The sequence below is a fragment of the Phenylobacterium sp. SCN 70-31 genome, from assembly GCF_001724605.1.
In the GTDB taxonomy this organism is placed as follows: Bacteria; Pseudomonadota; Alphaproteobacteria; order Caulobacterales; family Caulobacteraceae; genus Phenylobacterium.
In genome coordinates, this window is sequence record NZ_MEEX01000019.1 from 51,415 (window position 1) to 70,034 (window position 18,620).

The 18,620-nt window shown below is 71.7% G+C and carries 18 protein-coding genes; 9 read left to right on the top strand and 9 right to left on the bottom strand.

From position 1 onward, the window contains the following. Positions 1-27 precede the first annotated feature (27 nt). The 7 genes from ABS78_RS14735 to yghU form a co-directional block, all read right to left on the bottom strand. Positions 28-663, bottom strand: coding sequence for a class I SAM-dependent methyltransferase (locus ABS78_RS14735; protein WP_293380684.1), 636 nt, complete (start codon positions 661-663; stop codon positions 28-30). A gap of 4 nt (positions 664-667) precedes the next feature. Beyond that, a complete protein-coding gene (gene glcF / locus ABS78_RS14740) occupies positions 668-1,924 on the bottom strand; it encodes a glycolate oxidase subunit GlcF (protein ID WP_293380687.1) in 1,257 nt (418 codons plus the stop codon). Beyond that, on the bottom strand, positions 1,921-3,090 hold the full coding sequence (gene glcE, locus ABS78_RS14745; protein WP_293380690.1) for a glycolate oxidase subunit GlcE: 1,170 nt from the start codon (positions 3,088-3,090) through the stop codon (positions 1,921-1,923). The genes glcF and glcE overlap by 4 nt, the downstream gene beginning before the upstream one ends. Further along, complete coding sequence (locus ABS78_RS14750) at positions 3,090-4,571, bottom strand: FAD-linked oxidase C-terminal domain-containing protein (protein WP_293380693.1); 1,482 nt, start codon at positions 4,569-4,571, stop codon at positions 3,090-3,092. The genes glcE and ABS78_RS14750 overlap by 1 nt, the downstream gene beginning before the upstream one ends. 44 nt (positions 4,572-4,615) lie before the next feature. Further along, complete coding sequence (locus ABS78_RS14755; RefSeq protein WP_293380696.1) at positions 4,616-5,461, bottom strand: phytanoyl-CoA dioxygenase family protein; 846 nt, start codon at positions 5,459-5,461, stop codon at positions 4,616-4,618. Between the two features lie 49 nt (positions 5,462-5,510). Continuing rightward, complete coding sequence (locus tag ABS78_RS14760) at positions 5,511-6,293, bottom strand: enoyl-CoA hydratase/isomerase family protein (RefSeq protein ID WP_293380699.1); 783 nt, start codon at positions 6,291-6,293, stop codon at positions 5,511-5,513. A gap of 129 nt (positions 6,294-6,422) precedes the next feature. After that, positions 6,423-7,310 (bottom strand): glutathione-dependent disulfide-bond oxidoreductase, encoded by an 888-nt coding sequence (gene yghU / locus ABS78_RS14765; protein ID WP_293380702.1) that lies wholly within the window; start codon positions 7,308-7,310, stop codon positions 6,423-6,425. Positions 7,311-7,530: 220 nt separating this feature from the next. On the opposite strand from yghU, the gene nudC reads away from it, so the two are divergent. The 6 genes from nudC to lpxK all read left to right on the top strand — a co-directional run bounded on the left by nudC (position 7,531) and on the right by lpxK (position 14,334). Continuing rightward, positions 7,531-8,457 carry an NAD(+) diphosphatase gene (gene nudC, locus ABS78_RS14770; RefSeq protein ID WP_293380705.1) on the top strand — a complete coding sequence of 309 codons (927 nt, stop codon included), beginning with the start codon at positions 7,531-7,533 and terminating at the stop codon, positions 8,455-8,457. 121 nt (positions 8,458-8,578) lie between these two features. Then, complete coding sequence (locus tag ABS78_RS14775) at positions 8,579-10,354, top strand: ABC transporter transmembrane domain-containing protein (RefSeq protein ID WP_293380708.1); 1,776 nt, start codon at positions 8,579-8,581, stop codon at positions 10,352-10,354. Beyond that, positions 10,351-11,052 (top strand): lysophospholipid acyltransferase family protein, encoded by a 702-nt coding sequence (locus tag ABS78_RS14780; protein ID WP_293380711.1) that lies wholly within the window; start codon positions 10,351-10,353, stop codon positions 11,050-11,052. Before ABS78_RS14775 ends, ABS78_RS14780 begins: the two co-directional genes overlap by 4 nt. Before the next feature lie 170 nt (positions 11,053-11,222). After that, the gene (locus tag ABS78_RS14785; protein ID WP_363083325.1) at positions 11,223-12,092 is read left to right on the top strand and encodes a cation diffusion facilitator family transporter; all 870 of its coding nucleotides are present in this window, start codon (positions 11,223-11,225) and stop codon (positions 12,090-12,092) included. Beyond that, the gene (locus tag ABS78_RS14790; protein ID WP_293380717.1) at positions 12,089-13,345 is read left to right on the top strand and encodes a glycosyltransferase N-terminal domain-containing protein; all 1,257 of its coding nucleotides are present in this window, start codon (positions 12,089-12,091) and stop codon (positions 13,343-13,345) included. The genes ABS78_RS14785 and ABS78_RS14790 overlap by 4 nt, the downstream gene beginning before the upstream one ends. Further along, the gene (gene lpxK / locus ABS78_RS14795; RefSeq protein WP_293380720.1) at positions 13,342-14,334 is read left to right on the top strand and encodes a tetraacyldisaccharide 4'-kinase; all 993 of its coding nucleotides are present in this window, start codon (positions 13,342-13,344) and stop codon (positions 14,332-14,334) included. The genes ABS78_RS14790 and lpxK overlap by 4 nt, the downstream gene beginning before the upstream one ends. 30 nt (positions 14,335-14,364) lie before the next feature. Here the strand turns inward: lpxK and ABS78_RS14800 are convergent, their stop codons facing one another. Beyond that, positions 14,365-15,444 carry a phosphotransferase family protein gene (locus tag ABS78_RS14800; RefSeq protein ID WP_293380723.1) on the bottom strand — a complete coding sequence of 360 codons (1,080 nt, stop codon included), beginning with the start codon at positions 15,442-15,444 and terminating at the stop codon, positions 14,365-14,367. 70 nt (positions 15,445-15,514) lie between these two features. On the opposite strand from ABS78_RS14800, the gene ABS78_RS14805 reads away from it, so the two are divergent. After that, positions 15,515-15,952 carry an SRPBCC domain-containing protein gene (locus tag ABS78_RS14805; RefSeq protein WP_293380726.1) on the top strand — a complete coding sequence of 146 codons (438 nt, stop codon included), beginning with the start codon at positions 15,515-15,517 and terminating at the stop codon, positions 15,950-15,952. A 212-nt stretch (positions 15,953-16,164) separates the two neighbouring features. On the opposite strand, the gene purD is transcribed toward ABS78_RS14805, so the two are convergent. After that, positions 16,165-17,439 carry a phosphoribosylamine--glycine ligase gene (purD, locus tag ABS78_RS14810; RefSeq protein WP_293380729.1) on the bottom strand — a complete coding sequence of 425 codons (1,275 nt, stop codon included), beginning with the start codon at positions 17,437-17,439 and terminating at the stop codon, positions 16,165-16,167. A gap of 155 nt (positions 17,440-17,594) precedes the next feature. Here purD and ABS78_RS14815 point away from each other — a divergent pair, with 155 nt between their 5' ends. Together ABS78_RS14815 and ABS78_RS14820 are read left to right on the top strand one after the other, a co-directional pair. Then, positions 17,595-18,263 carry a sensor histidine kinase gene (locus ABS78_RS14815; protein ID WP_293380732.1) on the top strand — a complete coding sequence of 223 codons (669 nt, stop codon included), beginning with the start codon at positions 17,595-17,597 and terminating at the stop codon, positions 18,261-18,263. 22 nt (positions 18,264-18,285) lie between these two features. Beyond that, on the top strand, positions 18,286-18,552 hold the full coding sequence (locus tag ABS78_RS14820; RefSeq protein ID WP_293380735.1) for a SemiSWEET transporter: 267 nt from the start codon (positions 18,286-18,288) through the stop codon (positions 18,550-18,552). Positions 18,553-18,620: the final 68 nt, after the last annotated feature.

The window sequence follows — 18,620 nt, forward strand, 5'->3', positions numbered from 1 at the left end:
GAGCGTGCAGTGCGGCGCGCGGCGCCCTCAGCCCCGCGTCGCCTCCAGGCGCACCAGGACTGTCGATGTCCACCGCACGTCGCCACGTCCCAGGCGATCCTGGGCGGCGACGCTGCGGATCACGCGGAGACCGCTGTCGCCGGCCAGGCGCTCGAGTTCGCCTTCGGGGCAGGCCCACATCGGCCGGTCGGGAACCGACGAGGGGTTGCGATGGCTGATGAGCAGAACCCCGTCGTCGGCGAGCAGCGCCGCCAGCGACCGCAGCGCCGGCGGTCGGTCGCCCGGCCGGACATGCATCCACACGCCGCTGAGCAGGATGAGGTCGAACGTGCGATCAAGGGCGTGCGTCGCCGACAGACGCGGCAGGCGGTCGTCCAGCCAAAGGACGTCCGCCTCGGCGTGACGCGCCTGCGCCTCGGCGCGAAGTCCCGCGGCGGGTTCGACGGCCACCACCGCATAGCCCAGGCGGGCGAGCCACGCGGCGTCGCGGCCCGACCCCGCGCCCACGTCCAGCGCACGCCCGCCGGCCCGGGACCGGACGAGGTCCGCGACTACGGCATGCACCGCCTCGGCCTGTACGCTCTCGTAACGCACCGCGATCTCGGCCGCCGCGGCGTCGTATCCCGCGATGGGATCGGCTTCCCGGTCATGGTCGGCGTCCACGGCGTCAAGCCTCCCCCACGCCGTCCAGCGCCGCCGGGCGCGGGCCGCCGGTCGCCCAGTCCAGCAGTTCCACCGGATGCGCCATAGGCGTCTCGACCACGGGCGCGAGCTGGGTGATGCAGCCGATGTTGCCGGCCGCCACCACCGCGCCGCCCGCCGCGGCGATATGGGCCGCCTTGCGGTCGCGCAGACGGGTCGCCAGCTCGGGCTGAAGGATGTTGTAGACCCCCGCCGAGCCGCAGCAGAGATGCCCCTCGGCCACCGTGCGCACGTCGAAGCCCGCCTGCTTCAGCAACGCCAGCGGCGGAGCCTTGATCTGCTGGCCGTGCTGGAGCGAGCAGGCGGCATGGTACGTCACGGCCAGCCCCGTACCGGCCACGGGCGGCGGCAGACCCGCCTCGGCCACGAACTCCAGGATGTCCCGCGCGGCGACCGGACGGCCCGCCACCCGGCCGTACGCCTTCAGCATCGTGCCGCAGCCCGCGGCGGTCGTGACGACGGCCTCGATCTCTCCCAGCCTCTCCCAGGCTGCAAGGTTCGCCCGCGCCATGCGCCGCGCCTCGTCCGCCCGGCCCAGATGTTCCGAAAGCGCCCCGCAGCAGCCCTCGCCCGGCGCCTCGGCCACCGCATAGCCCATGCGTTCCAGCAGCCGCGTCGCCGCGGCGCGGACCTGCGGCGCCATCGCCGCCTCGACGCACCCCTTCAGCAGAACCACCCGGCCGCGCCGCCCCTCGCCCCTCGCGGGCGGGACGACGGGCGCAGGCGCCGCAGCCGGCAGTAGCCGCAGCATCGCAGCCAGGGGCGCGAGGCCCAGGCGCGCCAGAACGGGCTCCAGCGGCCGCGCCAGCCGGCCCAGCCGGAGCGCCCAGGTCAGGCGGCGCGGATAGGGCAGCACGACCGCCAACAAGCCGCGCACGAACCGCTCGGGCCAAGGCCGGCGGTGGTGCGTCTCGATGTGCGCCCGAGCGTGGTCGATGAGCTGGGCGTAGTCCACGCCCGAAGGGCAGGTGGTGGTGCAGGCCAGGCACGACAGGCAGCGGTCCACGTGCGTCACCGTTCCGGGCGACGGCGGGCCACCCGTCTCCAGCATGTCCCGGATCAGCTCGATCCGGCCCCGCGGACTATCGCGTTCGTCGCCCAGCAGGACGTAGGTGGGGCATGTGGCCGTGCAGAAGCCGCAGTGGACGCACTTGCGGATCGCGCCCGCGCTGGCGGCGACCTCGGGGTCGGCGAGCTGCTCGGGCGTGAAGGCGGTCCTCATGGGCGGCCCTCCATCCGGCCGGGATTCAGGACGCCGAGAGGGTCGAAGGCGGCCTTCACCCGGTCCTGCAACGCGCCCAGCGCGCCCTCCCGAGGTCCGAACGCCTCGTCGCCCTTGAGGCAGAGCGCATGGCCGCCCAACTCGCGCACCACCGCCCGCACCCGCACAGCCGGCTCCTCGGTGGACAGCCAGGCCAGGCCGCCGGCCCAGTCGTAGAGCGCTTCGCCGGGCAGGGCGTGCGGGGCGCGCCAGCCCACGGCCGGCGGCAACGACAGACGCCAGAGCGGCCGGGGATCGTCCGCCAGCGCTTCCGCCTCGCGCACCTGGAGCCAGAAGTCGCGGGAATGCCCGGCGTCCAGCCGATCGGTGCGGCCGAAGCCGGCCAGCGCCCGCGCCAGGTCGTCGGCCCGCGCCGCCACCGACGCTTCGAAGCCCTCCAGCCTGAGCGCCGTGACCGCCATCTCGGCCTTGAGCGGCCGCGCGCGGGCCGCCGTCACCGGCAGGTGCGCCGCCCCCGACACCTCGAACGGCCCGTTCATCGCCGCCTGCATCGCCTCGAACGCGCGGACGTCGTGCAGGCCGAACAACAGCAGCGTCACCTCGGCGCGCGGTGCGGGCAGCACCTTCACTGTCATCTCGGTCATCACGGCCAGCGTCCCCCAAGAGCCGGCCATCAGCTTCATCAGGTCGTAGCCGGTGACGTTCTTCACCACCTTGCCCCCGGCCTTGAACACCTCGCCCCGGCCCGAGACGGCCGAGAAGCCCAGCAGGTGGTCGCGCGCCGCGCCGGCCCGCAGCCGCCGAGGACCCGAGAGGTTCGCCGCCACCACACCGCCCAGGGTGGGCTCGCCGCGGGCGCCCAGCAGGCGCGTCCAGCGAGGCGGCTCGAAGGCCAGCATCTGGCCGCGCGCGGCCACGATCCGCTCCAGGTCGGAAATCCGCACGCCGGGCTGCGCGGTCAGCACCAGTTCGTCGGGCGCGTAGTCCACGATCCGGTCCAGGCGCTGGATCGACAGCACCAGATCCACGGGCTCCAGCGCCCCGATCCCGCGCTTGGTGCCCGCCCCCATCACCTCGATGCGTCGCGCCGCGGCCCCTGCCTCGGCGACGATGGCCTGGACCTCCTCGGGGGTGGCCGGCTTCAGTGGTCTGGCGGCGTCGGGCATCAGAAGCGCGGCAGTTCGGGGAAAGCCACCTTGCCCCTGTGCACGTGCATCCGCCCCAGTTCGGCGCAGCGGTGCAGGGTCGGGAACACCTTGCCGGGATTCAGCAGCAGGCCGGGATCGAAGGCGCACTTCACCCGCTGCTGACAGGCCAGGTCCGTGGGATCGAACATCTCGCCCATCAGGTCGCGCTTCTCCACGCCCACCCCGTGTTCGCCGGTCAGCACCCCGCCGACGGCCACGCACAGCTTCAGGATGTCGGAGCCGAACGCCTCGGCCTTCTCCAGATCGCCGGGCCGGTCGGCGTCGTAGAGGATCAGCGGGTGCAGGTTCCCGTCGCCGGCGTGGAACACGTTCGCCACGCCCAAACCATAGCTTTCGGCCAGCTCGTAGATGCGGCCCAGCACCTGGGGCAACTTCCCGCGCGGGATGGTGCCGTCCATGCAGTAGTAATCGGGGGCGATCCGGCCCACCGCCGGAAAGGCCGCCTTGCGCCCGGCCCAGAAACTCAGCCGCTCGGCCTCGCTCTGCGACACCTTCAGGAAGTCGGCCCCCCGCGTCGCGGCCATCGCCTCGACCTGGTCCGTGAGCTCGGCGCACTCGGCCTCGGGGCCGTCCAGTTCCACGATCAGCAGGGCGGCGGCGTCCACCGGATAGCCGGCGTGGACGAAAGCCTCGGCCGCCCGGATCGCCGGGTTGTCCATCATCTCCAGCCCGGCCGGGATCACGCCGGCGGCGATGATGTCGCCCACGCAGGCGCCCGCCGCCTCGGCCGAAGGGAAGCCCAGCAGGAGCGCGCGCGCCGTGGCCGGCTTGGGCAGGATGCGCACCGTCACCTCGGTCACGACTCCCAGCAGCCCCTCCGACCCCGTCACCAGGCCCAGCAGGTCGTAGCCCTCGGCGTCGAACGCCTTCCCGCCCAGCCGCACCACCTCGCCGCTCATGAGCACGATCTCGCAGCCCAGGAGATTGTTGGTGGTCAGCCCGTACTTCAGGCAGTGAACCCCGCCCGAGTTCTCGGCCACGTTGCCGCCGATGGTGCAGGCGATCTGGCTGGACGGATCGGGGGCGTAGTAGAATCCCGCCGCCTCCACCGCCGCCGTAACGCCCAGGTTCGTGACGCCCGGCTGAACCACCGCGCAGCGGTTGGCGTAGTCCACCTCCAGCACCCGGTTGAACTTCGACAGCCCCAGCACCACGCCGTCGGCCAGCGGCAGCGCTCCGCCCGACAGTGACGTCCCCGCCCCGCGCGGAACCACCTTCACCCCGTTCGCGCCGCACCAGCGGAGGATGTCGGCAACCTGCTGGGTCGTCTCGGGCAGCACCACCGCGATCGGCGCCTGGCGATAGGCCGACAACCCGTCGCTCTCGAAGGGGACCAGTTCCGCCGCCTCGGCGATCACACCCTCGCCCGGGACGATCCGGCGCAGCGCACGCACGATCTCGCCCTTGCGGGCGATCAGCGACTCGTCGGGCGCGGGCATTCGCATGCGCGCAACCGTAGGCGCAGAGCCCCGTCTGCTCCAGCCTATCCGTCGTAGAAGAACGCCGGATGCAGGCCCACGACGCGGCGCTCGCGCTCGGTTCCGGCCCGCGCGACGGCTTCGGGCGAGAGCTGGTTGCGCTCGTCGGTCGGCAACAACCGCTGGGCGATGTCCCGGCGGCCGTAGTGGACCTGGAGGAAGAAACGCCCGTGGTCCCCGTCCTGCGTCGGCATGCGCCGGTGCCAGACATCCGAGACGAACAGGCCCGCGTCTCCGGCCTTCGCCAGCAGCGGCGTGACCTTGCGGCCCTCATGGTCCAGATCGTCGTCCAGCAGACGGTCGCGCGGCGGCGGACGGCCCGAAAGGTGGCTGCCGGGGATCACGCCCGTCGGGCCGTCCTCAAGGGCGCAATCCATCAGGTAGAGGTGGACGCCGATCGCGAACACCGGGTGCGGGATCTCCGCCGGCCAGCGCACGCCCTCCGGAAGGGGAATGTGCGGGCCCGCGTCGATGTGCCAGTTCTGACCGCCATGGCTGCCGGGGTGGCCCGCGGGATTGCGCCACGCAGTATTGGCGATCACGTGACAGTCCTCGCCCAGCAGCGGCTCGATCACCGACAGCAGGCGCGGATGGGCCACGGCCCGCTGGGCCGCGGCGCTGCGGTTCAGCATGGCGTAGCGGAACATGGCCGCATCCTCGGGCGACCGACTTCCCCGTTCGTCCGGCGGCTCGCGGTCGAAGACGCCGCCGATCTCGGCCCTCAGATCGGCCACCTCGGCCGCGCCGAGCAGGCCCCGGACGACGGCGTAACCCTCCCGTTCGAGCTGATGGGTCTCCTCGCTCGCAGGTTCGCTGCGGGGCTCCAGATATGGAAAGCCGCGTCGGATCATGCGTCCGTTCCTCCCGGACCGGAGCGTAACGCCGTGATACGACCTTGCGCTACCGCCCTTCGAACCGGGCCGTGCGCTTCTCGTTGAACGCGGCCACCCCCTCGCGCCGGTCGGCGGTGGTGAAGAGGTCGTTGTAGACAGTGAGCTCCAGGTCCATCGCCTGCTTCAGGTCCAGGTCCAGGCCGCCGTGGACCACGCGCTTGGCGCCCCGCACCGACTGCGGCGCCTTGCTCGCGATCACCGTCGCCACGCCCAGCACCGTCTCGAACAGGGCCTCGGGCGGAACCACGCCGCTCACCAGCCCCCAGTCCAGCGCCTGCTGCGCCGAGAACGGGGCCGCCGTGGTCAGGAGTTCGATGGCCCGCCGGGGTCCCACCGCCCGCGTGAGGAGTTGAGTGCCGCCCAGGCCCGGCAGGATGCCCAGGCCAGCTTCGGGCAGGCCGAACCGCGCGCCCTCCGCCGCATAGGCGAAGTCGCAGGCTAGCGTCATCTCGCAGCCGCCCCCCATCGCCGCCCCCTGCACCGCGGCGATCACCGGCACGGGACAGGCGAGTTGCATCCGGATCATGGCCTCGAACAGGCGGTGCTGCTCGGCCCAGGCCTCGTCGGTCATGCCGTTGCGTTCCTTGAGGTCCGCCCCGGCCTGGAAATGCTTGCCCTCGCCCCGCAGGATCACGCAGCGCAGCGCCTCGTCGGCCCGCAGCTTCGACCAGGCGTCCAGCAGTTCGCGCCCCATCTGCGTGGACAGCGCGTTCGCCACCTCGGGCCGGTCGAACGTGATCGCCGTGATCCCCGGCGCGGCCGCTTCGACCCTGATGGTTTCGTAGCTCATCGTTCCTCCTGCGCGCCGCGGGCGCGGGGCGGGGCGCCGGGACGGCCGGCGGCGGACGTGGCGCCCCAGGCTCCACGCCCGCTTTTCTTCATATGCGATTCCGCCACCCGTCAGGGACGGGAGCGTCGGCTACTTCCCGGCCTCGGCCAGGGCCTTGTCGATGTCGGCCGCCGAGTGCCGCTCGGCGATCGCAGGCTTGCCCTGGGCGCGGTTGACGATGCGGCCGCGCTTCACCGCCTCGCGCTGGCCGACCTGCTCGGTCCAGCGCTGGACGTTCCTGTAGCTCTGGACGTCCAGGAACTCGCCCGCCTCGTAGGCGCCGCCCTTGGCCAGCAGGCCGTACCAGGGCCAGACCGCCATGTCGGCGATCGTGTAGTCCGCTCCGCCAAGGTACTCGCTCTCGGCCAGCCGCCGGTCCAGCACGTCGAGCTGGCGCTTCACCTCCATGGCGAAGCGGTCGATGGCGTATTCGATCTTCATCGGCGCATAGGCGTAGAAGTGGCCGAAGCCGCCGCCCAGATAGGGCGCCGAGCCCATCTGCCACATCACCCACGAGATCGTCTCGGCCCGCGCCGCGCGGTCGGTGGGCAGGAAGGCGCCGAACTTCTCGGCCAGGTACATCAGGATCGCGGCCGACTCGAAGATCCGCACCGGCTTGGGCTCCGACCGGTCCAGCAGCGCGGGGATCTTGGAGTTCGGGTTGATGCCGACGAAGCCCGATCCGAACTGGTCGCCCTGACCGATGTTGATGAGCCAGGCGTCGTACTCGGCGCCCTTGTGGCCGGCGGCCAGCAACTCCTCGAACATGATGGTGACCTTCACGCCGTTGGGCGTGCCCAGCGAGTAGAGCTGGAACGGGTGCTCGCCCACGGGCAGAATCTTGTCGTGGGTGGGGCCGGCGATCGGGCGGTTGATCGCGGCGAAACGCCCTCCGCTCTCCTTGTTCCACTGCCACACCGGCGGCGGCGTGTAGTCGGCGGGAAAGTTCGGCGGGGGCTTCGTCGCGTCGTCGGCCATGGATCGGCGTCCTCGTTCTTTTTTGTCTCGGCGCCTCGCATCCGGGCGCGCCCCGCCAATCTGGGGGCGGGACACCGCCGTGTCACCCATGCGGCCGAGGAATCTCGCGTGGAAATTCCCGACCGACGACGGGAAAGGGCGCTGAGGCCAGCACGCGAGCGGCCACCCAGGCGTGCGGAACCCTGTTGGGCCGGCGCGCAAGGCGCACTATGAACAGGCCATGCCGCTCACGTTCTTCCGCAACACCTTCGCCGGCAATCCGCTCGACCGGGCCAGCGATCGACGAGGCGACGCCGACTGGCTGTCGCGCCAGCTCGGTTCGTCCGAAAGCCTGGGCGTTGCCCTGTGGAACGGCCGCCCCTTCGTCGAAAAGACCAAGGATGGCGGCGAGCAGATCGCCTATCTGCCCTCGCGCCTCGTGGGCGAGCTGGCCGGCGGGAACGAACGTCTGCTGTTCCTGGGCCTCTGGCAGGAGACCGCCGTCTTCGCCGTCGACATCGAAGGCTCCAACGACCCGGCTCAGGGGCCGCTCCAGGGCCTGGGCGAGTTCAAGGATCTGCGCCAGATCGCGCTGCAGCTTCCCGACACCGACGCCGCCATCCTGGCCACCGGCAAGGCGATGTTCGAATGGCGGCGCAAGCATCAGTTCTGCGCCGCCTGCGGCCAGCCCTCCGTCACGCGGGATGGGGGATGGAAGCGCCAGTGCCCCTCGTGCCAGGCCGAGCATTTCCCGCGCACCGACCCGGTGGTCATCATGCTGGCTGTGCATGGCGACCGCTGCATGCTGGGCCGCCAGGAGGCCTGGCCCAAGGGCATGTTCTCGGCCCTCGCCGGTTTCCTCGAACCGGGGGAGAGCATCGAGGAGGCCTGCGCCCGCGAACTGTCGGAAGAGGCCGGCCTGCGGACCATCAGCGTCCGCTACCACTCCACCCAGCCGTGGCCCTATCCGTCGTCGCTGATGATCGGCCTGATCGCCGAGGTCGAGGACGACGAGGGCACGCCCGACCAGACCGAACTTTCCGAAGTCCGCTGGTTCACCCGCGCCGAGGCCCGGTCGCTGCTGGCCGGCGAACTGGAGGGGGTCTTCTGCCCGCCGCGCATGGCGATCGCCCACCAGCTCATCCGCGCCTGGGCGGAAGAAGGCTGAGGCCGAGCCGTCCCAAGGCCACGGCGTCTCTCGGAGTTCAAGGAACCTCCGCTCGCGCGGGGGTGGTGCGCATGGGCCGCGGGGAGTTGACGCGGGGCGTGCAACATCCGATCCCAGCGCGATGAGCGAGGCCGCCCCGCCGGAGCTGAGCGCGCGCGCCCTGATCGGGCGGGTGGCGCGGGTCTATCTGGCCCCGAGGTGGAAGGGCTGGACCGTCGCCCTCCTGGCCGCCGTCGTTGTGGCCTGGACCAGCGCCGAGCTGGTGCGGATCATCGAACCGGCCACCAACGACCTGCTGGTGTTCCGCAAGCCGGGCGCGATCCTGTGGCTGCCGCTCACCATCGCCGCCCTGGCCGCGGGCCGCACCCTGGCCCAGGTGGTGCAGGCCACCCTGGTCAATCGCATCGGCAACGCCGTGGTGGGCGACGTGCAGGTCCAGCTCTTCGGTCGGCTGGTGCGCGCCGACCTCGCCCACCTGCGCAGCCGCCATTCGGGCAGCTTCGTCTCGTCGGTGCTGTACGACGCCGGCCTGATCCGCGAGGCGGCGACGGCGGGCGTGGTGAACTACACCCAGAACCTGCTGATCTTCGTCGGCGCCACACTGGTGATGGTGGCCAACGACTGGATGCTGTCGCTGCTGCTGCTCGGCGCCGCACCGATCGCCTCGCTCATCATGCGCCGCTTCGCCAGACGGACCACCAAGGCGGCCAAGGGCGCGATGGCCGAGACCTCGGCCCTCTCCTCGGCGATCATGGAGAGCCTGGACGGCGTGCGGGTGGTCAAGCTCGAGAACCGCGAGGCCTACGAGGAGGGCCGCGTGGCCGAGGTGGTGGCGCGCCGCCAGCGCCATCTGACCAAGGGCGCCAACGCCCGCGCCCGCGCCGCGCCGGCCACCGAACTGCTGATGACCCTGATCGTCGCCGCCGTGTTCGCCTACGCCGGCTGGCGGGCGACGGTGGGCGAGATGAACGCCGGGGCCTTCTTCTCGTTCGTGGCGGCGCTGACCATGGCCAGCCAGGCGTTGCGCCAGCTCGCCAACCTCCAGACGGTCTTCGCCGAGGGAATGTCCGCGGCGCGCCGCCTGTTCGCCGCCCTGGATGTCGAGCCGGAAGTCCGCGAACAGGCCGGCGCCCGGCCGCTGGTCGTCGGCGAGGGCCGGGTGCGGTTCGAGGGCGTCGGCTTCTCGTACGCCGCCGACGGCCCGCCGGCGCTGGACGGCGTGGAGCTGGAGGCCCGGCGCGGCGAGACCGTGGCCCTGGTCGGGCCCTCGGGCGGCGGCAAGAGCACCATCCTCAACCTGATCCCGCGCTTCTACGACGCCACCGCCGGCCGGGTGACGATCGACGGCCAGGACGTGCGCGAGGTGACGCTGGCCTCGCTGCGCGACCGCATCGCGCTGGTCACCCAGGAGCCGTTCCTGTTCGACGACACCATCCGCGCCAACATCGCCTACGCCCGGCCCCAGGCGGAAGAGGCCGCGATCGAGGCCGCCGCCCGCGCCGCGGCGGCCCACGACTTCATCGCCGACCTGCCCGAGGGTTACGACACGCTGGTGGGCGAAGGCGGCGCGCGCCTGTCGGGCGGCCAGCGCCAGCGGATCGCCATCGCCCGCGCCTTCCTGAAGGATGCCCCGATCCTACTGCTGGACGAGGCCACCAGCGCGCTGGATACCGAGAGCGAGGCCCAGGTCCAGGCCGCGCTGCAACGACTGATGTCGGGCCGCACCACCATCCTGATCGCCCACCGGCTGGCCACGGTGCGCGGCGCCGACCGCATCTATGTGATCGACCGCGGCCGGGTGGTGGAGACCGGCGACCACGCCGCGCTGGTGCGCCGCCGCGGGCTCTACGCACGCCTCGCCAAGGGCCAGGACCTCGAGGCGGAGCCGACGGCTTGAAGGCCTTCCTACGATCCGACGGCGTGCAGGCGGTCCTCGGCTGGCTGCTCGGAACCTACCTGAGGCTGGTGCTCCGCACGGTGCGCTGGCGGCACGAGAATCTGGTCTGCGTCGAGCCCGTGCTGGCGGACGACACGGCCGGCGCCGTGGCCCTCTTCTGGCACGGCCGCATCCCGCTCTGCCTCGCCACAGCGCCCCAGTGGTGGCGCAAGCGCACCCGCTGCCTGATCTCGCCCTCGGCCGACGGCGAGTTCATCGCCCGCGCGCTGGCCATGTCGGGATTCCCCGCCATCCGCGTCTCGTCGGCGAAGCCCGGCGATACGGCCAAGGCGCGGCAGGCCGTGGCCGCGATCCGCGACGCCACGCAGTGGGTGAAGGGCGGCGGCGCCCTGGTGGTCACGCCCGACGGGCCGCGCGGGCCGAACGAGGTGATCGCCGCCGGCTCGCTCCAGATCGCCCGGCGATCGGGCCAGCCGGTGTTCCTGATGGGCATCGCCGCCGCCCCGGCCTGGCGGCTGGAGAACACCTGGGACAAGGTCATGTTCGCCGTCCCCTTCGGCCGCGGCGCCGTGGTCTGGGACGGTCCGCTCCACGTGCCGGCCGACGCCGACGAGACGGCGATCGCGGGGTTGATCCAGGACTGGTCCGCCCGCCTCTCGGCCGCGACCCGGCGGGCCGAGGCGCTGGTCTCGCGCTGAGGCGAGGCCCCGAGATTGATCCCTGCCGGAGTCGGTGAGACATAGGCGAAATGGCCGACGCCGCGCACGATGACGTCCACGGGCACGACCACGGGCACGACCACCCGCCTGGCCAAGGCCACGGGCATACGCACGCGCATGGCCATCACCACCACGCGCCGCCGGACGACATGAGCCGCGCCTTCCTGATCGGGGTGGTTCTCAACACCGGCTTCGTGATCGCCGAGGTGGCGGTGGGCCTCTGGACCCAGTCGCTGTCCCTGCTGGCCGACGCCGGGCACAACCTCTCCGACGTCCTGTCGCTGCTGCTGGCCTGGGGCGCCGCGGTCCTGGCGAAGCGCGCGCCCGCCGGGCGACGCACCTACGGCATGCGCAAGGCGACCATCCTGGCCTCGCTGACCAACGCCGTGCTGCTTCTGGTCGCCGTGGGCGTCATCGTCTCCGAGGCGATCCACCGCTTGCAGGAGCCGGCCCCCGTGGCCACCGGACTGGTGATGATCACCGCCGCCCTGGGCGTGCTCATCAACGGCGCCACGGCGCTGCTGTTCATGCGCGGCAGCCATTCCGATCTCAACGTCCGGGGCGCGTTCCTGCACATGGCGGCCGACGCCGGCGTCTCGCTGGCCGTGGTGATCGGCGCCTTCGCGATGGGCCTGACAGGCCTCCTTTGGATCGACCCGGTGCTGGGCCTGCTCATCGCCGTGGTGATCGTGGTCGGCACATGGGGACTGCTGCGCGACTCGATCGACCTGGCCCTCGACGCGGCGCCGCGCGGCGTCGACGTGGACGAAGTGCGGACGTGGCTGGCGAACCTGCCGGGCGTAGAGGACGTCCACGACCTGCACGTCTGGGCGCTCTCGACCACCGAGACCGCGATGACCGCCCACCTGCTGCGGCCCGACAACGCCGACGCCGACGACTTCCTGCACAAGGCCTGCGAGGAGCTGGCGCACCGGTTCAGGATCGGCCACGCCACCCTTCAGATCGAGACCGACGCCACCCGCACCTGCCGGCTGGCCCACCACGCCGGGCCGGTGTGAGCCGACCCCTTTCGCTTGCGCTCTACGGCCTCGCCACGGGCCTGCTGGAGCCTTTCGCCCCGGCGATCCTTCGCCGTCGCGCGCGGCGCGGAAAGGAGGCGCCGGCGCGGCTGGCCGAGCGGCTGGGCCGGGCTTCGCTGGCGCGGCCCCCAGGATCGCTCGTCTGGCTGCATGGCGTGTCGGTGGGCGAAACCACCTCGCTGCTGCCCCTGGTCTTCGCACTTCGCGCAAGGCGACCCGACCTCGCCCTGCTGGTCACCTCGGGCACGGTGACGGCGGCCGAACTGCTGGCCCGACGCCTGCCGCCCGGCGTGATCCACCAGTTCGCGCCGGTGGACGGCCCGCGCGCCGTGGGGCGCTTCCTCGATCATTGGCGGCCGGCGCTGGGGGTGTTCGTCGAGAGCGAACTCTGGCCCAACCTGATCCTGGGCGCCCGGCGCGGCGGCGTACGGCTGGCGCTCGCGTCCGCCCGCATCACCGAGGCCAGCGCCCGCCGCTGGCGCGGCTGGCCCGGAGCGGCGCGAACCCTGCTGGCCGCCTTCGACCCGATCCTCCCCCAGGACACGGCTTCGGCTGGGCGACTTGAGAGCCTGGGCGGCGCCTGCGGCCCACGGCTCAACCTCAAACGCGTCGGCGAGGCCCTTCCCGCCGATCCCGAGGCGTTGCGACGCCTGCGCGAGATCGTGAACGGCCGTCGCGTGGTCGTGGCCGCCAGCACCCACCCCGGCGAGGAGACCCTCGTCGCCGAGGCCTTCCGCCAGGCCGTCCCCGACCCTGCCGAAAAAGCGATCCTGATTGTGATCCCGCGACATCCCGAGCGCGGCGCGGACGTCGCGACCGCCCTGGGCGCCGATCGCCGTTCCACCGGCGCGGCGCCGGCGGGACCGATCCACGTGGCCGACACCCTGGGCGAACTGGGCCTCTTCTTCCGGCTCGCCGACGTCGTGGTGATGGGCGGCGGCTTCGTGGACGGCGTCGGGGGGCACAATCCGCTGGAGCCGGCGCGCCTGGGCAAGCCGATCCTCACAGGGCCGCACGTCTTCAACGCCCAGGACCTCTACGCCGAACTCGAGGCCGAGGCGGCGGCCATCGTCGCGCACGACGCCCGGGACCTGGCGCGCCACATCCGCGGCCTGCTGGACAACGCCCGGATCGCCCGGCGGATCGGCGAAGCGGCGCTGGACTACGCCGCCCGCCAATCCGCGGCGCTGGACGACGCGCTCGCCCGACTCGAACACCTGCTGCCCGCATGAGGCTCACCACGCCCCGCTGGTGGTACGCCCGCGATCCCGCCCGAGGCCGGATCGCCCGCATCCTGCTGTCCCCCCTCTCGGCGGCCTGGACCAACGCCACGGCCCGGCGGCTCGAACGTGGACGCCCGTTCGACCCCGGCGTCCCGGTGATCTGCGTGGGCAACCTGACGGTCGGCGGGACGGGCAAGACGCCCGTCGCCCACGAGATCGCCCGTCGGCTGGGCGGCCACATCCTCACCCGCGGCCATGGCGGGCGGCTCCGCGGGCCGCTGCGCGTCGAGCCCGATCGGCACACGGCCGCCGACGTGGGCGACGAACCCATCATGCTCTCCCGGGATGTCCCGGTCTGGGTGGCGCGAGACCGGGCGGCCGGCGCCGCCGCGGCGGTTCGGGCCGGCGCGCCCGTGCTGGTGATGGACGACGGCCACCAGAATCCTACGCTCGCCAAGAGCCTGTCGCTGGTCGTCGTCGACGGCGAGACGCGCGACGGCGAATGGCCGTTCGGCGCCGAGGGCGTGGCGCCGGCCGGCCCCTTGCGCGAACCGCTGGACGTCGGCCTGGCCCGCGCAGACGCCGTGGTGCTGATGCTGCCGGCCGACGTGGCTGCGCCCGATCCCACGCTGCTCGCGCGGCTGGCGGAGACGCCGGTCCTGGTCGCCCGGCTGGTCCCGGCGAGGCCGCCCCCGCCCGGCCCGCTGGTCGCCTTCGCCGGGATCGGCAAGCCCTGGAAATTCGAGCGGGCGCTGCGCTCGGCCGGCGGGGCTGTGGTCGAGATGCGAGCCTTTCCCGACCATCACGCCTATGGCGACAGAGAACTCCGGATACTGGCCGAGGACGCCATGCGCGCGAACGCCCGCCTGGTCACCACAGAGAAGGACTGGGTGCGCCTGCCGCCAGCCTGGCGGGAACGCGTCGCACCCTGGCCCGTGCGCGCCGTGTTCGACGACGAGGCCGCGCTGGAGGCGCGGCTCACCCGGTCGTCGGGCTGAGCGATCGGACCCGACGCCACGCGGCGCGGACTACGCCCCGGCCTTCTGCGCGTACGACCACGACAACTTGGACAGCGCTTCGACGCGGGGGCCCATGTTCGCCGCGTCGGGGTGGTTGGCGGTGCCGTCGCGCACGCGGCCCAGGATGCCCTGGAGGATGCCCACGAGACGGAAGCTGTTGTAGGCGAAGAACCAGTTCAGGTCGGCGATGCCCGAACGCCCGGTGAGGCCGCAGTAGTACTCGACCGCCTCGTCCATCGTGGGGAGGCCATGCGCCTTGAGGTCGGGGATGGTCGAGATCGTGCCGTTCACCCAGTTCATCAGGATGTAGGTGAAGTCGGCCAGGGGCTCGCCCAGGGTGCCCAGTTCCCAGTCCAGCACCGCCGTCACACGCGATTCGGTGGGGTGGAAGATCATGTTGTCCAGGCGATAGTCGCCGTGGACCACGGAGGTCCGCTCCTGCGGCGGCACGGTCTTCGGCAGCCATTCGATGAGGCGCTCGACCTCGGGGATGTGGACCGTCTCGGAGGCCTTGTACTGTTTCGTCCAGCGATCGACCTGGCGGGCCATGTAGTTGCCCGGCTTGCCGTAGTCCTCCAGCCCCACCTTGACGTAGTCGGTGTTGTGCAGGTCGGCGAGGGTCTTGATCTTGGCCTTGAAGATCGCGTTGCGCTCGGCCGGCGCGTACTGCGGAAGACTCTGGTCCCAGAGGATCCGGCCCTCCACCATCTCCATGATGTAGAACCAGGTGCCGATCACGCCGTCGTCGGTGCACAGCGCAAACGGCCGCGCCACCGGGAAACCCGTGGGATAGAGCGCCGAGATCACCTTGAACTCGCGGTCCACCGCATGCGCCGACGGCAGCAGCTTGCCCGGCGGCTTGCGGCGCATGACGTACTTTTGACCGGGCGTCGTGAGCTGATAGGTCGGGTTCGACTGGCCGCCCTTGAACTGGCGCACCGTCAGAGGCCCCTGATAGCCTTCGACGTTGGCCTTCATCCAGGCGTCCAGCGCCGCCTCGTCGAAGCGGTGGGATTCGGCCACATCCTTGGTGCCGGTGTTGGCCTGTTCGCGGGCCTGTTCGGCGGCGAGATCCGCGGTCACGGACATGGCGCTCCCTTCCGTTCGTCGTACGCTTGTTTGAAATTCCTTTTACCCGCGCCGGGCGGGGGAGCAAGGCATGCCGGACGAGGTCTCTTCGATCATCGAGATCGCCGCCCCCCGCGAACGGGTGTGGCGGGCCCTGACCGAACCGTCCCTGGTCGTGCAATGGATGGGCTGCCTGAGGTTCGCGCCGCTGGCCGGCCACGTCTTCTATCTCCAGCCCGATCAAGGGCGCCGCGCAGCCGGCGACGTCACCGACGCCATCGCCTGCCGCATAGGAGTCATCGACGCGCCGCGGCGGCTGAGTTTCACCTGGCGCTTCCCCGGCGCACCCGACACGTTCGTGGACATCCGGCTGACCCGCATCGTCGGCGGCGCCCATGTGCGCCTGGTCCATGCGGGCTGGAATCAGTTCGAAGAGCGGGAGGCGGCGGAGGTCCAGGGGGGCCTGGCCGTCGCCTGGCACGACGTGGCCCTTCCCGCCCTGCGAGCCGTGGCGGAGCGCGCGGGGTAGGGTCGACCACGAAAGTACACGAGGGGGCATGGCGCCCGCCTCGGGCGATGCCGCGAAGCGGCGCCCCTTCGAATTTCAAGGAACCGCGGAAGGCGCGGAAGGGGAAGCCGCGATTCCGCGTTCCTTCGTGTTTTCCGCGGTTGCATGACGGAGCCTCCCCTCGCGCGGCGGCTCGAAGCAAACTCCGGCCCCATCGTGTTTGGTGGTTCCCGTCAGCGCGGCCCCAGGGCCCGCCAGCCGATGTCGCGGCGGCAGAAGCCGTCGGGGAAATCGATGGCGTCCACGGCGGCGTAGGCGACGTCCCGCGCGGCCTGGAGCGTCGGTCCTCTGGCGCAGACGTTCAGCACCCGACCACCCGCAGCGCGAAGCACGCCGTCGTCGCCCTTTTTCGTGCCCGCATGGAACACCGAGGTCAGCGGGCCGAAATCGGCGTCCGCGCCACGGATCTCGCCGCCGGATTTCGGCGCCTCCGGATAGCCGTCGGCGGCCATCACGACACACACGGCCGAGTCGTCGCGCCACGCGGGCGGCGGCGTCTCGGCCAGGCGTCCCTCGGCGCAGGCCAGCAGATAGGGGACGATGTCGCTTTCCAGCCGCAGCATCAGCACCTGGCACTCGGGATCGCCAAAACGGACGTTGAATTCCACCAGCTTCGGCCCGTCCTTCGTGGCCATCAACTCCACGAACAGCACGCCGCGATAGGGAAAGCCGTCGGCGGCGATCCCGGCGAAGGCCGGCTCCACGAGGCGCGTGCGCACCTGCTCCACCAGTTCGGGCGTGAAGACCGGCGCGGGCGAATAGGTCCCCATGCCCCCGGTGTTCGGCCCCTGTTCGCCGTCGAAGGCCCGCTTGTGGTCCTGGGCCCAGCCGAAGATCATCGAGTCCCGTCCGTCGCAGAGGGCGAACAGCGAACCGATCTCGCCCTCCAGGAACTCCTCCAGCACCACGCGGGCGCCCGCGGCGCCGAAGCGGCCGCCAAAGGCGTCGTCGATGGCGGCTTCGGCTTCGGCCCGCGCCTGCGCGATCACCACGCCCTTGCCGGCCGCAAGGCCGTCGGCCTTGATCACATACGGCGGCCGGAACCCATCCAGGGCGGCGCGGGCGGCTTCCGCGCTGTCGCACACCGCGTAGGCCGAGGTAGGCAGACCGTGACGGTCGCAGAAGGCCTTCGTAAACGCCTTTGAGGACTCGAGCTGGCCGGCGCCGGCGGTCGGACCGAAGCAGCGGACGCCCTCGGCCTCCAGCGCATCGGCAAGACCCGCAGCCACCGCCGATTCGGGACCGATCACCACGAGATCCGCGGCGACTTCCTTCGCCAGGGCCAGCAGCCCCGGGACGTCGGTCGCCGCCACATTCCGGAGTTCACACTGCGCAGCCATGCCGGGGTTGCCGGGCGCGGCGACCAGACGGCGAACGGACGGCGAGGCGGCGATCTTCCAGGCCAGCGCATGCTCGCGGCCGCCGGAACCCACGAGGAGGATATTCATGGGCGGGGCTTTGACCTGCGCTCGCCCTTCCGGTCAAGACGCTGCGCAAGCGCACGATTCGCGGCGTAACATGTTTCACTGGTTGCGACGTCGAGTCGCACCCCTCGCCCAGGTTGCGGGGGTTAGGGTTTGCCCGGCCTGCGACGGGAGACGGTATGGCCAGTCCCAGCGACGACGACGAGACGAACGCGTTGGAGCGGCACGCCGCGCGGCAGCGCGAATCCGAGCACAGGGTGAAGAACACCCTGCAACTCATCTCGTCGATCGTCATGCTTCAGGGCCGGCGGGTGTCGGACGAGGATGTCCGCCAGGCGTTGAAGGCGGTCCAGAGCCGCGTCGCCGCGGTCAGCGTGGCGCACCGTCACGTGACGTGGGGCGAAGACGCCGAGGAGACCGAGCTGGCAGGGCTCGTGCGCGAGATCGTCGGCGACCTGGCCGGCTCGGCAGGCCGCGAGGGCGTGGACATCGATCTCGACCTGGAGAGCGTGATCATTCCCGGCCGCAACGCCGCGCCGATGGCGCTGATCGTCAGCGAGGCCGTCGGCAACGCCTTGCGCCACGCCTATCCCGACGGCCGCAACGGCCGTATCCGCGTGGCGTTGCAGCGGATCGACCACGGTTTCGAGCTGAGCGTCGCCGACGATGGGGTCGGGGTGGACGACGGAGCGGGCGACCGGGCGCCGACACCGGCCTTCGGGCTGACGGTCGCGCAACTCATGGCCCAGCAGGTGCGCGGCCGGTTGCAGACCGGCGGTGTTCCCGGGCAACCCGGCGTGCGGATCGCCGTTACCGTCACCATGGACAGCACCGCGCCCCGGGCCTGAGGCCCATGCCTCCCAGGACACCATGTCTCTGATCGCCAATGTGATCGGCACGGGCGCCGCCCTGTGCTCGATGACCAGCTTCGTGCCGCAGATCGCCAAGATCGTGCGCGAACGCGACGCCACCTCGGTTTCGCTGCGCATGTATGCCGTCACCGTGACGGGCTTCTGCCTCTGGACGGCCTATGGCGTGATGATCGGAAGCTGGCCGGTGGCGGCGTCCAACATCGTCTGCCTGGCCCTGTCGGCCACTGTCCTGGCGCTGAAGTGGCGCTTCTCGCGCGCCGCATAAACTTCTTGTCCTAGCCACGTCGCCGCCGGGGCCGTAAGTCGGGCGCTCACGCGCAGGTTTGGCGCGCG